Raw genomic sequence first — 14,010 nt, 5'->3', positions numbered from 1 at the left:
TCATTCAATTCGTAACGAGATGGCCGGATGGGTTGCCTCTACGCCGCGCCGGTGACAAGTGCGACGAGTTCGTTGCCGGTGGTCTCGGACGATCGGACCGTTGCCACCATCCGTCCCGCCCGCATCACCCAGATCTGGTCGGACAGGCGCCGCACCTGATCAAAATTATGGCTGACCAGGATGACGCTGACGGCCTGTTCGCGCAGCCGCCGGATCAGGGCTTCGACATTGGCCGTCTCCTGCACGCCGAGCGCTGCCGTCGGTTCGTCCATCACCACCACCTTGGCGCCTGAACCCGCGGCGCGGCAGATTGAGATCGCCTGTCGCTGTCCGCCCGACAGGCGCCGCACGCGCTGGCTGACCGAAGGCATGTTGATCGACAGGCGTGACAGCATGGCGCGCGCCTGTTGTTTCATGGCTTTGCGGTCGAGCAGGGCAAAGGGGCCGATCCGGCGCACGATCTCGCGGTTGAGGAACAGGTTCTGCGCCACGGTCAATTCGTCGATCAGCGCCAGGTTCTGGTGCACCGTCTCGATGCCGGCCTTGCGCGCCTCGTCGGGGTTGGCGAAGGGACGCGGCTGGCCGTCGAAGAAGATTTCGCCGCCATCCGGCACATGCACGCCGACCAGACAGCGTATTAGCGTCGACTTGCCGGCGCCATTGTCGCCGATGACAGCGGTGACCTCGCCGCGGCGGGCCTGGAACGCGACGTCGGTGAAGGCGCGAATGCTGCCGAAATGCTTGCTCAGCCCTTGGCAGGCGAGGATCGCCTCGGATGGCGGGATATGATGGACCGCGCTCATTTCTGGTACCGCATGATCAGAGCGGCCAGCACCACGATGGCGCCCACGGCGAGCGGCTGGTAGAACGCCGAAACGCTGAGCAGGGTCAGTCCGTTGACCAACGCGGTGAGCATCAGCGCGCCGATCGCCGGCCCAAGAATGCTGGCGCGGCCGCCGAACAGGCTGACTCCGCCGAGCACCACCGCCGCCACCGAATTCAGGAGAAGGCTGGTGTTGATCTGCGGTTCGGCCGAGCCGATGCGCGCCACCAGGAGCAGTGCGGCGATGCCGGCGCAGAAGCCTGAAATCGTATAGGCGGCGATCTTGACCCGGTTGGTGCGGATGCCGAGCGCGCCGGCGCTTTCGACCTGGCCGCCGGTCGCCAGCAGATGCACGCCGAAGCGGGTGTGGTAGAGCGCTATATGCGCCACGATGACGGCTGCGATCGCCACCCAGACGGGATAGCCGAACGGCCCTAAGGAACCCGAAGCCAGCCGCAGCAGGAAGGTCGAGCCGACCATTATCGGCTCGCCGCCTGACAGGATTAGGCCGAGGCCGGTGACGCCCGAAAGCGTGCCGAGCGTCACCACGAAGTCGGGTATTTTCCCGGCTGTGATGAGCACGCCGTTCAGGAAACCGACCGCGCTGGTGGCGGCGACAGCCAGCGCGCAGGCGAGGAAGATGCCATAACCCGCGGCGTCGACGAGGCCGAGGATGATGGCGCCCAGCATAACCGCGGCAGCCAGCGAGAGATCGATGCCGGCGGTCGCCACGACGAAGGTCTGGCCGATCGACAGCACGACCAGGATCGCCGCCGCTAGCAGCAGGGCCTGCAGATTGGCGATGCTGAGAAAGACCGGCTGGGCGATGCCGAAGACGATGACGAGGCCGACAAGGCCGACGACCGATGCCCAGTCGGCCCAGAAGGAAGGATCCAGGAGGAGAGCCGACAGGGAGGGGCGGCTCTCCTCCGCCGCGCCCGCGGTATGCACGGGCGCGTTTTGTTCAGGAGTGCTCACTTCAACATCTCGCGGAAGGGATCGGGATAGTCGCCGCCCGGGCGCGGGAAGTTCTTCAGCGAGGCTTCGGCATTGTCTTTGTTGATCAGCAAGACCGGCGCCGGCACGTTGGCGGGCAGTTCCTTGCCCAAGGCCGCCGCCTTACAGGCCTCCACGCCCATGGCGCCGACGACATAGGGATACTGGGCGACGGTGGCGGAGAGTTCGCCGGCCGCGACCGATTTCAGCGCATCGACGATGCCGTCAAGGCCGATCACCTTGACGTCCTTGCCCGAGGTCTGGACGGCGCGCTGGACGCCGAGCGCCATGATGTCGTTGGCGGCGAAGAAACCGGCGAGATCGGGATGCGCGGCCAGGATATCGGTGGCCGCGGTCAGGGCCTTCTCGCGGTCCCAGTCGGCGCTGACCATCACCACGACTTCGAGCTTGCCTTCGACGGCCTGCTTGAAGCCCTTGATGCGGGCGTTGCTGCCGACATCGCCGACGATGCCGGCCACCAGCGCGACCTTGGAGCCCGCAGGAACCAGCTTCAGCATCTCCTCGCCTGCCAATACGCCGGCGGCAACGTTGTCGGTGCCGATATAGGTTGAGATGGTGAAGCCGGCGGCCTTGGCCTGCTCGGCGTCGATGGTGCTGTCGATGTTGATGATCGGCTTGTTCTTCTGGGCGACAGGGACCAGTGCCTGGACGAGGTTGCTGACACTGATCGGATTGACCAGATAGCAATCGAAATCCTGCATGGCCATGGCGGTCAGCCGATCGGCCTGCCCGGTGGCGTCGCCCATATTGGCGGCTGCCTGGATAGTGACGGCCACGTTGTCGGCCTTGGCCTGCTCTTCGATGCCCCGGTGCATGTACTGGAAGAAGGGATTGTCGAGACCTTTGACGATAGCGGCGACCTTCGCCGCGTCTTCGGCTTGGGCGGGCATGGAAATAACGGTTGCAAACAGACCTGCGCCAAGCGTCAGGCAATTGAACATACGCATGCTCTTCCTCCTCCTAATTGTTGGTTGTGTCGCAATCGAACCGTTGTACGGCTAACGGAGTGCCTGTGCCGGCGAAGGCCAGCCCGGCGCTTGCGATGACAAGCTGCCGACCGATCAGCGATTGCCAAACGGTTTGCGGGTTCCGCGCCCGGTTCGGGCCACTTTTCGTCAGGCATTTCTCCTCCCAGAGCGCTGACCGATGCCTGTCAGCATTTCCGCATGTTTTAGAAAAATTTGACACGCGTCAAGATTTAAAATGGTATGCAGCGGCTTTTGATGTGCTGCAGCGCAGCAGGGAAAGGGAGGAAGAACGCGACGATGAAGGACAGGCGCTGGCGCTGTCCCGCCAACGTCTCCCGAATGTCGGGGAATTCAACTCAAGACAGCGAGGCCAGCGCCGGGCCATCCATACGAAACAGATGGCAGACCGCGGGAGAAATATCGAGCGCGATGGGGCTGTGCAGCGGCGTGGTGTCGCCACCTTCGGCCTGCACCACCAGGGTGACATCGGGCGCGACCTCGACATGCAGTATTGTCAGGCTGCCCAGCCGCTCCGCCAGCACGGCTTGCCCCTTGAACTGTCCGTTGGCCGAGGTGCGGAGATGCTCCGGCCGCATGCCGAGCAGCAACTCGTCGCCGGGTCGGGTTGCGCCCGCCGCAACTGGCACGGACAAGGCCGAGCCGTCCGGCAATGTGACGGAGACGCCTTTGGGACCAGTCGCGGCTACTTTCAGCCTCAGCAGGTTCATCTTCGGCGAGCCGATAAAGCCGGCGACGAAGATGTTTGCCGGCTTGTTATAAAGATCGAGCGGCGAACCGACTTGCTCGATGTTGCCGCCGTTCAGCACGACGATCTTGTCGGCCATGGTCATGGCCTCGGTCTGGTCGTGGGTGACATAGATCATCGTCGCGGCCAGATGTTCATGCAGGCGCATCAGCTCAAGCCGCATGCTGACCCGCAAGGCGGCGTCGAGATTGGACAGCGGCTCGTCGAACAGGAAAACTTTGGGATTGCGCACGATGGCGCGGCCGATGGCGACACGTTGACGCTGGCCGCCCGACAGCGCCTTCGGCCGCCGGTCGAGAAGATGCGAAAGCTGCAGCACCTCGGCTGCCTCTCGCACCTTGCGTTCCTTTTCCGCGGCGGAAACACCGGCGATCTTCAGTGCAAAGCCCATATTCTCGGCCACCGTCATGTGCGGATAGAGCGCGTAGGACTGGAACACCATGGCGAGCCCCCGCTCGGACGGATCGATGTCGTTGGCCCGCACGCCATCGATCAGCAAATCGCCGGCGGTGATCTTTTCCAGGCCGGCGATCATGCGCAGCAGCGTGGACTTGCCGCAGCCGGACGGGCCAACGAAGACGACGAATTCGCGGTCCTCGACGTCCAGGTCAAGGCCCTTGATGATCTCGACGGATCCGTAGGACTTGCGCGCACCACGCAGCTTGAGCTCAGCCATGGCTTGTCTCCCTGGCATCGGCACGTTCGGTCGCGCCGTGTTCGTTGTCGTCGTCCTGCGCCATCGCCAGTGGGGCGCCCGGTTCGCCCTCCCACAGGATCAGGCTGGCCGCGCCGATCAGTCCTGCGCGGTCGCCGAGCTGTGCCGGCACGATCGGCACATCCCGGTAGGCCGGCATGGCCCGCTGCTCGACGGTTGCCCTGATGGTTGGAGCCAACAGGTCGAAACCGTTGGCGAGGCCGCCGCCCATGACGATCAGGTCCGGCGAATAGAGGTGAAGCAGGTTGGTGAAGCCGATGCCGAGCCACTTCGCTTCCGCCTCGATCAATTCGAGCGCACTGATATCGCCGGCACGCGCGGCGTCGACGACGTGCCTGGCCGAAACGTCGCCGTCAGCCGAAAGGCGCCTGAGCAGGGAGCCATCGCCCGGCGCTGTCAGCGCCGTGGCGCGCCGCCCGAGCGCGGTTCCGGAGGCGACCGCCTCGAAACAGCCGACAGCGCCGCAGAAGCAGCGATCGCCCTCGCCGGTGATGGTCATGTGGCCGATCTCGGCCGCCAGACCGCGCCGGCCGTGATAGATATGGCCGTCGGCAACCACGCCGCCGCCAATGCCGGTCGACACGGTGACGAACACCAGCGAGCCGCTGCCACGGCCGGCGCCGAGGCGCCATTCGCCGAGAGCCGCCGCATTGGCGTCGTTCTCCAGCCGCACCGGCAGGCCGAATTGCCGGCCGAGAATGTCGATCAACGGCACGTCGTGCCAGCCGGCCAGGGTCGGCGGGGCGATCACGATGCCGGCCTTGGGATCAAGCGGCCCCGGCGCGCCGATGCCGATGCCGACGACATCCGCCTGTGGGCGCTGTGTCAGAAGAGCCCCGGCCAGTGCAATGATCTGGCCGATCACCGCATCGGATCCCGCGATCGCCATCGTCGGCGCCGAAACTTGCGCGACAACGCGGCCGCCGCTCTCGACCAGCGCGCCGCGCAGCTCCGTTCCGCCGAGATCGAAGGCGAGGGCTAGTCTTGTCATCAGGCGGCGACCTTCAGCCCATGCAGCCAGGCCATGCGTTGCGCGAGGTCGGGGTCGCCGAATGCCAGCGATCCGAGCACCACCGTCTCGGCCCCGGCGGCGCGCAAGCGCGGCACCGTCTCGTGGCGGATGCCGCCGTCGGCAGCCAGGATGATGTCGGTTTCACGGCCGGCTTGCCGCATCAGCGTGCGCGCCTCTAACAGGCGTGGGCAGGCCTGGTCGGAAAGGCTCTGGCCCTTGACGCCGATGGATGTGCCGAGAAGCGTCACGAACGCGACTTGCGACAGGAAAGGCGTGACCGCAGCGACCGGCGTTTCCAGCCTGAGCACCACACCGGCCTCGGCGCCGAGATCACGCGCCAGCCGCACGGCGCGCAGGCCGGCTTCGCCGTTTTCGGCATGGACGCTGATCAGGTCGGCACCGGCCTCGATGAACTGGCGGGTCTGCTCCTCGACGATCTCCGCTTCGACCATCAGGTGCACATGGATCGGCTTTGCCGTCAGCCCGGCGATCCGCCCCACCAGATCCGGGAAGAACAGGAATCCGGGGGTGAAGCGGGCGTCCGCGACGTCGATGTGGTGGAGGTCGACAAATGGATCTATGCGCTTCAGGTCGCGCTCCATATTGGCAAGGTCTGACGACCACAACGAAAACTCGCCCAGCAGCCGCTTGCGCGGCAGGGCGGCGATGGCAGCGGGGCCGGACAGGGATTTGATCGTCATGACGGAACGAGGCTCCGGATGTTGAAGTGAGCGTGAAGGAAGGTGGTGATCTCAGTCTGTAGCTCGGCGAAATGCCTGACGCTGTCGAGCGCCTTGGGAGTGATTTCGGCAAAGGCCGCGCCGGGGATGGGCGAGGCAAGCGTGTGGGCGGCAGAAAGGGGATGCACCGCATCCATGGCGTTGCCGATGACCAGCGTGGGGATGCCAAAGGCCGCGGCGTTGTTCGCTGAAACACCTGGGCCGTCGGCGGCGATGTCGGCGAGTACCTGCGCGAACGCGGCGGCATCCGGCCGGTCGAAATAGCCGAACAGCGAAGCGAGATTGTCGGGTGCGTCGCGCTGGAGGCGCGCTGCCGTCTGCGATTGTGCGAAGATCGTTCTCGCCTTGCCAGGGCCGTGGTCGAGGATGAGGCCGGCAACCTCGGCGATCGGCCGCATGTTCACGGGTGCGCTGCCGAAAATCCAAGCCGGACGCACAAGCATCAGGCCCGCGACACGGTCCGGATGACGGCAGGCAAGGCGCATGGCGATCGCGGCGCCCATGGAAATGCCGCCGGCGACGAAACGGTCGAGACCGGCTTGATCGGCGGCGGCAACAACATCGTCCGCGAACATGCTCAGGGAAAAAGGACGGCTGGTGCCCAGTTCGGAGGCGCCGTGCCCCCGGCATTCCAGCGTGACGCGCCGCGACCCCGACCCGGAAGGGAAAGCTTGGGCGACCTGCGCCTCGCCACCGCCCAGCCCGTGCTGGAACACGACCGCCAGCCCGTCGCCTGTGTCGGAAACCCGCAGCGCGGCGTCGTCGCGAAGCAAGGTAGTCGGGCGGGTCATCACACCAGCCCCTTGAGGAAACGGGCGACTTCGGGCGCTTCCTCAGCCGAAAGCCCATGTGTCACCAGCGGCCCGTCAAAGCCTGATGCCTTCAGTCGGGCGACAAAATCCGGGAAATTGACGACACCTTGCCCGGCGGTGGCGAAGCGTCCGTCGGCGAAACGGTCCTTGGCATGGGCCATGGCGACATGGCCGGCCGTGGTCTCGACCGCAGCGGCCACGATGGCGCGTGCTTCGGCGGGGCTGGCCTGCTCGAACAGGTTTGCCGGATCGAGCACGATGCGCAGCCGTTTAGAGCCCATCGCTGCAATGAGGCGCATCGCGTCTCCCGCCGAGGTGACGATGTTGGCCTGTTCGGGTTCGATGCCGAGGTCGACACCGTGACGTTCGGCGAGATCAAGCGCCTTTTCCATTTCGCCCGCCATGTCGGCCCATGCCGAGGGATCGGGATTGTCGGGATGGTGCGCCCACTGGTCGTCCGGGTTGCGGGTTCCTGTGCACAGCGTGACCAAGGGAACGGAAAGATCTGCCGCGGCCTCGATGATCACGCCAAGCCGGCGCAGGCCGTCGTCGCGCACAGTCCTGTCCGGATGGGCCATGTTGTAGGTGCCCGAGAGCGCCACCAAGGCGACACCGCAAGCATTCGACGCGGCCGCGATGGCGCTGATGGCGTCGTCAGGGACCGCATCCGGCATCGAGGGCAGGCCGGCGCAGGCCAGGTTGAACTGGGTGACGGCAAATCCCGCGTCGCGCACCGCCGCCAGCACACTGGCCGGCTCACGCCCCGGGAAGGTCTTGGCGAACACCCCGATCTGCATCAGACCGCTCCCGTCACGCTGGCGATCTCGACGCGCTCGCCGCTCTCGACCGAACGGGCGATTGCCACCATGGCGCGGATCGAGGCAAGGCCGTCCTCGACGTTGGCGCCGCGCATCGGCTTGTTGTCAAGGACTGTCTCGGCGAGGCCTTCGAGCTGGCGCCTGAAGAAATGCCCGTCGGCGCCCAGCGGCTTTCGTGATGTCGCATCCTTCTCGTGAAAAATATCAACCTCGCTCGCCCGGAAATACCAGGGATTGAAGGTCTTCGCGATCACTGAGCCGTTCTCGCCATAGAGCTGAAAACCCTCGTGCCAGTCCATGCGGACGGCCACGGTGAGATCGAGATGGCCAAGCGCGCCGTTGGCGAACTCCGTTTCGACGAACCAGCAATAGGCGCCGAAACGCTCGTTGAGGCGGGCACGCACGGCGACGATCTCGCCGCACAGGAAGCTCGCCGTGTCGACGAGGTGCGAGCCGTGCGCGAGCATGAAATACTGCCTGAGATCGGCTTTCGGATTGCCGCCAGGTTTCCTTGCCAGCTTGCTGGTGACGGGAAGCGGCTGGACCGCATCAGTGTTGGTGTAGCGATGGGTGGAATCGCAATACCAGGCCTTCAGCGCCAGGATTTCGCCCATCTCGTCGCGGACGAAATCGCGCGCCGCCTCCAGCGCCGGATCGAAGCGCTTCATATGGCCGACCTGCAGCACCTTGCCGGAGCGCCTGACCGCATCGGCGAGCATCTCGCCTTCCTCGACCGAGACGCCGATCGGCTTCTCGCACAGCACGTGCTTGCCGGCCTCGAGCGCCTTGATCGACATCGGAACATGATAGGCGTCCGAGGTCGCGACGATCACCGCCTCCAGTTGCGGGTCGGCGAGCATCTCATCGTAATCGCCATACATCTTTTCGGGTTCATAGGTCGCGCCCATGCGCGCCAAGAGATCGGGGGCGGCATCGCAGATCGCATAGAGGTCGGCATTACTGGCCTTCACGCAGGATTCGAGATGGGCGAATTGCGCGATCGGCCCGCAGCCGAGCACACCGACACGAAGGCGACGGTCTTGCTTCCGGATCATGGTCTCTTCCTCACGCGCCGTAGCCGCGCATGGTCTGGCGGTTGGTCTTGACGGCGGCCGCTGGATCGGCGGCGGCAGTCTCGGATTCCTCTTCCAGCACCAGCCAACCGTTGAAGCGCGGTGCCGCACTTGCGATGTCGATCACTGCCGCGGTATCGCAGACGCCCTTGCCGAGCATCGCCCATGTGCCGCCGGCATCGACGTCCTTCAGGTGGACGTAGCGGATGCGGTCCCGGTAGGTGGTGAGCGTGTCGATCATGTCTTCATGGCCGCGCAATATGTGGCCGGTGTCGGGCACCCAGCCGACGAGCAACGGATCGACCAGCCCGAAAATCCGGTCATAATCGGCACGGTCAAAGAGCAGCGTGTTGTGATGGGAACTCGGATGGACGGCGACATTGACGCCGGCCCTGCGACCGAGTTCGCCGGCCTTGTTGTAGAGGTCGGCCGCGATGGCGAATTTGTCGTCGCGCGGGCCGTCGGACACGACGGTGGCCGAGCCCATCGAAACCAGCGCGCCTGGAAAGGCGGCGGCGAAGTCGATCCAGCGCTTGGCGGTCTCGAGGTCGGTGCCGATCTTCTCCTTCAGCGTGAAGCCGCTTTCCGAGCCGAAGGCGAAGGAAACCAGGGTGAGGCCGGCCGACTTCAGTGCCGTGGCGAATTCCGCCGGCCTGTCGACATAGCGGCCGATCATCGTGTCGGTGATCTCGATGCCGGCATAACCGCCATCGGCGATCGCCTTCAAGAGATCGTCGGGGCCACCGGAAAACCGGTCACCGAGCATTTCCCAGGTAAAGGTCTGGCATCCGACTTTCAGGTCTTTCACGTTCATCCTTTCATTCCTTGATGCCGCTCATTCTTTGATGCCACCTTGGGTCAGCCCTTCGATGATGTGCCGCTGGAAGAACAGCACCAGCACGATCAAAGGAACGGTGACAACGGCCGAAGCTGCGGCGATGTCGCCCCAGGGCACATAATAGAGGTTGGTGAAGTTGGCGATGCCGACGGGGATCGTCTGGCGATCGATGTTGGAGGTGAAGGCGAGGGCGAACAGGAATTCGTTCCAGGCGGTGATGAAGGCAAGCAGGCCCGTGGTCACCAGGCTCGGCAGCGACATCGGCAGGATGATGTGCCAGAGCAGGCCGGGAACGCTGACGCCGTCCATGCGCGCCGCTTCGTCGATCTCGCGCGGCAGCGTCTCGAAATAGCCGAACAGCACCCAGGTGACGAGCGGCAGCCCGAGCGCGAGGTAGGTTATGATCAGCGCAGTATAGGTATCGAGCAGGCCGAGATTGGTAGCCACCAGATAGAGCGGCCCGACCAGCGCGATCTGCGGGAACATCGACACCGAAAGGATGACCATCAGGATGCCGAAGCGGCCCTTGACGTTCAGCCGCGATAGCGCGAAGGCAGCCAGCGATCCGACGAAGAGGCACAGGAATGTCGTGGCCAGCGAGACCACCAGCGAATTCCAGACATAGCGGTGCAGCTGCTTCTCGATGAAGGCGTTGTAGTAGTGCTCAAGCGTGAAGGGCGCGGGGATCAGCGATGGCGAGCCCGAGGTCAGCGCCTTGTCGAGCTGGAACGAGGTCGAGAATTGCCAGATGAACGGGCCGCCGGACCAGACCAGGATCAGCAGAGCGCCAAGATAAATGGCGATGGTCTGCAGCGGCGAGCGTGTGTCGTTCATTGCGCCCTCCTGATCTGCCTGATGAGATAGAGGCAAAACGCCAGTGCGATGATGCCCTCGGTGACGAACATGGCCGTCGAAACGGCTGAGCCATAGCCGAATTGCAGCGTCGAGAAGAGCACCTTGTAGGACAGAGTCGACAGCGTCTCGGTCGAATCGGCCGGACCGCCGCCGGTCAGCACATAAACGAGGTCAAAGACGCGAAAGGCGTCGAGCGCGCGGAACAGGCCGGCGATCAGCAAGGTCGGCATCAAGAGCGGCAGGCGGATGTACCAGAAGGTGATCCAGCCCTTGGCACCATCCATGCGCGCTGCCTCGATCAGCGAATTAGGCACCGTCTGCAGCCCGGTCAAAAGCAGCAGCGCCATGAACGGCGTCGTCTTCCAGACGTCGGCGATGATGATGGTGGTCATCGCAGTGTCGGGAGAGCCATACCAGTTGACCTTCTGGTCGATCAGCCCGGCATGCAGGAGAATGTAATTGATGATGCCGTTCTGGCCGTCGAACAGCCAGCCGAACATTTTCGAGGTGACGACGGTCGGCATCGCCCAGGGAACCAGCATGGCCGCGCGGACGAGCCCGCGGCCTTTAAAAGCCTCGCACAGGATGAGCGCCATGCCGAGCCCGATGACGGTCTCCAGTATCGTGGATGCCGCGGTAAACCACATCGTGTGCCACCAGGCGTTCCAGAACTGCGCGTCGCCCCAGAGCTGCACATAATTGGCGAAACCGGAGAATTCGTTCTCCTGGGTGATCAGCGAGGTGTTGGTGAGCGAGAGATAGAGCCCGTTGATGATCGGGTAGAAGGAAACCGACGCCAGGGACACGAAGGCCGGCGTCAGCAGGAGCAAGGCCCAGAGCGCGCTGGGAAGCGCCTTGCCAAGCCGCGGCCGGCCAATGCCAGAAACAGTGGCCGCAGCGGTCATGGGTTCAGCCGACGATCTGGTCGATTTGCGCCGCCAGCGCGTCCATCTCGGCCTGGACATTGCCCGACACCAGCGCCTTGGAGATGCCCGACTGCAAGGCCAGCGTCACCTTCGCATATTCGGGTGTGATCGGACGGGCCGTGGCGCCGGTGAATACTTTTTCGAGGCTCGCCATGAACGGCTGTTCGGTCTTGATCTTCTCGTCCTGGAACAGTGCCGGGCGCGTTGGCGCGAGGCCGAAGTTTAGGGCGATGCGATGCTGGGTTTCGGTCGACGACAGCCAGGTCAGCAGCTCGATCGCGGCTTCGCGCTGCTTGGAGTTGGCGTTGACGCCGAGCTGATAGCCGCCGAGACAGGCCGAGCTCTTGCCGCCGGGGAAGGCCGGTAGCGGTGCGACACCGACCTTGTCCACCACCTGGGAGGCCTTGGCGTCCTGGGCGATCGGATAGACATAGGACCAGTTGCGCATGAACATCGCCTTGCCCGAGGTGAAAGGCTGGCGTGACGGCTCCTCGTCCCAGGACAGGACGTCCTGCGGGCTGATCTTGGTCCCGTTGACGGTGTCGTGCAGGAACTGGATCGCGTCGACCGCCGCCTTCTGGTTGATCAGCGACGACTTGCCGTCGGGCGCCAGGATCGCGCCGTTGTTGGAGGTGATGATCTCGACGGCGTCGCAGACCAGAACCTCGGCCTGCTTGCCTTGCCAGAGATAGCCGAAATCGACGTCGCCGGCCTTCTGCGCGGCGGCGGCGATGGTCGCCATGTCGGCCCAGTTTTCCGGCACCTTGCCGCCATGCTTTTCCAGCACGTCCTTGCGGTAATAGAACATGCCCGAATCCATGAACCAGGGAAGGGCGGTCAGCTTGCCGTCATAGGTACAGGCGTTGAGGGTTCCGGAGAAGTAGGCGCTGCGCTTGTCCGCGGGAAAATACTCGTCGAGCGGCAGCGCCCAGCCGGCGGCGGCGAAGCCGGCGATCCAGATCACGTCCTGGCTGAAGACGTCGGGCGTGCCAGTGCGCCGGGCGAGCTGCTGGACAAGGCCCTGGTAGACTTCCGTCGATGAGCTCGGCGGCGGCAGCTCGATGTTCTTGACCAGAATGCGGTCCTGCGATTCGTTGAAGGCCTTGATCAGGTCGCCGAAAGTCTCCTTGCCGAAGAAGGCGGCACTGGCGAAACTGATTTCGGCGCGCGACTGTGCGCGAGCCCGGCGAACGCCCAGCCCGGTGCTCAGCCCAAGTGTTGCCGCGCCCAGCAGTCCGGCGCTGCCAATGAGAAACTGCCGGCGGTCGGCGATCGTCACATGCGCAACCGGCTTCGAGCCGGAGACCGGCCCTTTTTTGATGTCAGTCATTTTCTCTCCTCCTTGCGCTGGCAGCCTCCCCAGCCAGCATTTGCGCATGTTCCAGAAAAATTTTACGCGCGTCAAGATTTAAAATGCTGTAAAGCGGCTTTCGAATGTGATCCGTTGCCGGTGCAATGATTCACGGCGTTGGGAGGTGGAAAAAAATGCGAGGACAATCAGGCGCTAAGCTCGGCATCGGCGTAGTCGGGTGCGGCAACATCTCGATGACTTATTTGCGCAATGCGGCTCTGTTCGGTGAGGTGGAACTGCGCGCCTGCGCCGATATATCGCCCGATATGGCGGCCCTGCGTGCCAGCGAATATGGCATCCGGGCAGTCAGCGTCGATGCGCTTCTGGCCGATCCCGAAATCGATCTCGTCCTCAATCTGACCATCCCGGCGGCGCATTTCGACATCTCGTTTTCGGCGCTTTCGGCGGGAAAGCACGTCTTCACCGAAAAACCGCTGGCGACCTCGGCTAGAGACGGCCGCCGCCTTGTCACCGAGGCGACGGAGCGCGGGCTGCTGCTGGGCTCGGCTCCGGACACCTTCCTCGGCGCCGCCGGACGGCGGGCACGCCGCCTCATGGACGACGGCGCGATCGGCCGCGCGGTGACCGGCACTGCCTTCATGATGGGGCGTGGCATGGAGCACTGGCATCCCAATCCGCAATTCTACTACCAGCCCGGCGGCGGACCGGTCTTCGACATGGGCCCCTATTACCTGACGATGCTGGTCAATTTGCTCGGGCCGGTGGCCCGCGTGATGGCGATGGCAACGCGGGGCCAGGAAGAGCGGTTGATCACCGCCGAAGGCCCCTACAGGAACACCAACTTCAAGGTCGGCACGCCGACCAACGTCCTGTCGCTGCTGGAGTTTCGCTCGGGCGCCACCGTCACCTTCGGTGCCTCGTGGGACGTCTTCAGGCACTCCAATCATCCGATCGAGTTGCACGGGACCGAAGGCTCGCTCAGGCTGCCCGATCCGGATACGTTCGGCGGCACCGTCTCGCTGTCGGAACGTGGGGCCGACTGGGCCGATTTTCCCAGTGACAGCGAACTCTACGGCGCGCGCAATTGGCCCTTCGCCGCGCCCGACCGCGCGAATTACCGCATGCTCGGCGTTGCCGATCTTTCGCGCGCGCTGATATCAGGAAGAAGGCCGCGGGCGTCCGGCGACCTTGCGCTGCATGTGCTGGAGATCATGGAGGCGATCCTCGCTTCGGGAGAGAGCCGCGAGTCCGTCGCCGTCAACGCAACGGTCGATCAGCCACCGCTCCTCCAGGAGGACGAAGCGGCCAGCCTGCTTGCCTGATATCGGAGGGCAC

General features: G+C 64.4%; 14 protein-coding genes. 1 reads left to right on the top strand and 13 read right to left on the bottom strand.

Annotation, left to right across the window (positions count from 1 at the left end):
• Positions 1 to 38: 38 nt before the first annotated feature.
• From RPG13_RS02670 to RPG13_RS02610, 13 genes are all read right to left on the bottom strand, one after another.
• Positions 39 to 803, bottom strand: a complete 765-nt coding sequence (locus tag RPG13_RS02670) for an ATP-binding cassette domain-containing protein (RefSeq protein WP_095487086.1) — start codon at positions 801 to 803, stop codon at positions 39 to 41.
• Positions 800 to 1,801, bottom strand: a complete 1,002-nt coding sequence (locus tag RPG13_RS02665; RefSeq protein WP_095487084.1) for an ABC transporter permease — start codon at positions 1,799 to 1,801, stop codon at positions 800 to 802. The genes RPG13_RS02670 and RPG13_RS02665 overlap by 4 nt, the downstream gene beginning before the upstream one ends.
• On the bottom strand, positions 1,798 to 2,787 hold the full coding sequence (locus RPG13_RS02660; RefSeq protein ID WP_126104658.1) for a sugar ABC transporter substrate-binding protein: 990 nt from the start codon (positions 2,785 to 2,787) through the stop codon (positions 1,798 to 1,800). Before RPG13_RS02660 ends, RPG13_RS02665 begins: the two co-directional genes overlap by 4 nt.
• A gap of 377 nt (positions 2,788 to 3,164) precedes the next feature.
• Positions 3,165 to 4,250, bottom strand: coding sequence for an ABC transporter ATP-binding protein (locus RPG13_RS02655; RefSeq protein WP_095487080.1), 1,086 nt, complete (start codon positions 4,248 to 4,250; stop codon positions 3,165 to 3,167).
• On the bottom strand, positions 4,243 to 5,280 hold the full coding sequence (locus tag RPG13_RS02650; protein WP_095487078.1) for an ROK family protein: 1,038 nt from the start codon (positions 5,278 to 5,280) through the stop codon (positions 4,243 to 4,245). The genes RPG13_RS02655 and RPG13_RS02650 overlap by 8 nt, the downstream gene beginning before the upstream one ends.
• Positions 5,280 to 6,002, bottom strand: a complete 723-nt coding sequence (locus tag RPG13_RS02645; RefSeq protein WP_095487076.1) for a ribulose-phosphate 3-epimerase — start codon at positions 6,000 to 6,002, stop codon at positions 5,280 to 5,282. The genes RPG13_RS02650 and RPG13_RS02645 overlap by 1 nt, the downstream gene beginning before the upstream one ends.
• On the bottom strand, positions 5,999 to 6,832 hold the full coding sequence (locus tag RPG13_RS02640; RefSeq protein ID WP_095487074.1) for an alpha/beta fold hydrolase: 834 nt from the start codon (positions 6,830 to 6,832) through the stop codon (positions 5,999 to 6,001). Before RPG13_RS02640 ends, RPG13_RS02645 begins: the two co-directional genes overlap by 4 nt.
• Positions 6,832 to 7,650, bottom strand: a complete 819-nt coding sequence (locus RPG13_RS02635) for a sugar phosphate isomerase/epimerase family protein (RefSeq protein WP_095487072.1) — start codon at positions 7,648 to 7,650, stop codon at positions 6,832 to 6,834. The genes RPG13_RS02640 and RPG13_RS02635 overlap by 1 nt, the downstream gene beginning before the upstream one ends.
• Entirely contained in the window at positions 7,650 to 8,726 is a 1,077-nt protein-coding gene (locus RPG13_RS02630) for a Gfo/Idh/MocA family protein (RefSeq protein WP_095487070.1), read from the bottom strand. The genes RPG13_RS02635 and RPG13_RS02630 overlap by 1 nt, the downstream gene beginning before the upstream one ends.
• 10 nt (positions 8,727 to 8,736) lie before the next feature.
• Positions 8,737 to 9,558: a sugar phosphate isomerase/epimerase family protein gene (locus tag RPG13_RS02625; RefSeq protein WP_128242977.1), complete on the bottom strand. Its 822-nt coding sequence runs from the start codon at positions 9,556 to 9,558 to the stop codon at positions 8,737 to 8,739.
• A 21-nt stretch (positions 9,559 to 9,579) separates the two neighbouring features.
• On the bottom strand, positions 9,580 to 10,416 hold the full coding sequence (locus RPG13_RS02620; RefSeq protein ID WP_095487066.1) for a carbohydrate ABC transporter permease: 837 nt from the start codon (positions 10,414 to 10,416) through the stop codon (positions 9,580 to 9,582).
• On the bottom strand, positions 10,413 to 11,342 hold the full coding sequence (locus tag RPG13_RS02615; protein ID WP_095487064.1) for a carbohydrate ABC transporter permease: 930 nt from the start codon (positions 11,340 to 11,342) through the stop codon (positions 10,413 to 10,415). The genes RPG13_RS02620 and RPG13_RS02615 overlap by 4 nt, the downstream gene beginning before the upstream one ends.
• A gap of 4 nt (positions 11,343 to 11,346) precedes the next feature.
• Entirely contained in the window at positions 11,347 to 12,693 is a 1,347-nt protein-coding gene (locus tag RPG13_RS02610; RefSeq protein WP_128242978.1) for an ABC transporter substrate-binding protein, read from the bottom strand.
• A 155-nt stretch (positions 12,694 to 12,848) separates the two neighbouring features.
• Here RPG13_RS02610 and RPG13_RS02605 point away from each other — a divergent pair, with 155 nt between their 5' ends.
• Entirely contained in the window at positions 12,849 to 13,997 is a 1,149-nt protein-coding gene (locus RPG13_RS02605) for a Gfo/Idh/MocA family protein (protein WP_337124337.1), read from the top strand.
• The last annotated feature ends 13 nt before the right edge of the window (positions 13,998 to 14,010 follow it).

It is taken from the genome of Mesorhizobium sp. ISC15 (genome assembly GCF_037162615.1).
Taxonomy (GTDB): Bacteria; Pseudomonadota; Alphaproteobacteria; order Rhizobiales; family Rhizobiaceae; genus Mesorhizobium; species Mesorhizobium mediterraneum.
The sequence above is the reverse complement of the archived record's forward strand: the minus strand, read 5'-3'. Positions and strand labels throughout refer to the sequence as shown.

Coding starts and splice junctions, on each gene's coding strand:
- RPG13_RS02635 (WP_095487072.1), bottom strand. CDS start 7,650: ATGCAGATCGGGGTGTTCGCCAAGACCTTCCCGGGGCGTGAGCCGGCC.
- RPG13_RS02620 (WP_095487066.1), bottom strand. CDS start 10,416: ATGAACGACACACGCTCGCCGCTGCAGACCATCGCCATTTATCTTGGC.
- RPG13_RS02650 (WP_095487078.1), bottom strand. CDS start 5,280: ATGACAAGACTAGCCCTCGCCTTCGATCTCGGCGGAACGGAGCTGCGC.
- RPG13_RS02610 (WP_128242978.1), bottom strand. CDS start 12,693: ATGACTGACATCAAAAAAGGGCCGGTCTCCGGCTCGAAGCCGGTTGCG.
- RPG13_RS02605 (WP_337124337.1), top strand. CDS start 12,849: ATGCGAGGACAATCAGGCGCTAAGCTCGGCATCGGCGTAGTCGGGTGC.
- RPG13_RS02660 (WP_126104658.1), bottom strand. CDS start 2,787: ATGCGTATGTTCAATTGCCTGACGCTTGGCGCAGGTCTGTTTGCAACC.
- RPG13_RS02625 (WP_128242977.1), bottom strand. CDS start 9,558: ATGAACGTGAAAGACCTGAAAGTCGGATGCCAGACCTTTACCTGGGAA.
- RPG13_RS02645 (WP_095487076.1), bottom strand. CDS start 6,002: ATGACGATCAAATCCCTGTCCGGCCCCGCTGCCATCGCCGCCCTGCCG.
- RPG13_RS02655 (WP_095487080.1), bottom strand. CDS start 4,250: ATGGCTGAGCTCAAGCTGCGTGGTGCGCGCAAGTCCTACGGATCCGTC.
- RPG13_RS02640 (WP_095487074.1), bottom strand. CDS start 6,832: ATGACCCGCCCGACTACCTTGCTTCGCGACGACGCCGCGCTGCGGGTT.
- RPG13_RS02630 (WP_095487070.1), bottom strand. CDS start 8,726: ATGATCCGGAAGCAAGACCGTCGCCTTCGTGTCGGTGTGCTCGGCTGC.
- RPG13_RS02670 (WP_095487086.1), bottom strand. CDS start 803: ATGAGCGCGGTCCATCATATCCCGCCATCCGAGGCGATCCTCGCCTGC.
- RPG13_RS02615 (WP_095487064.1), bottom strand. CDS start 11,342: ATGACCGCTGCGGCCACTGTTTCTGGCATTGGCCGGCCGCGGCTTGGC.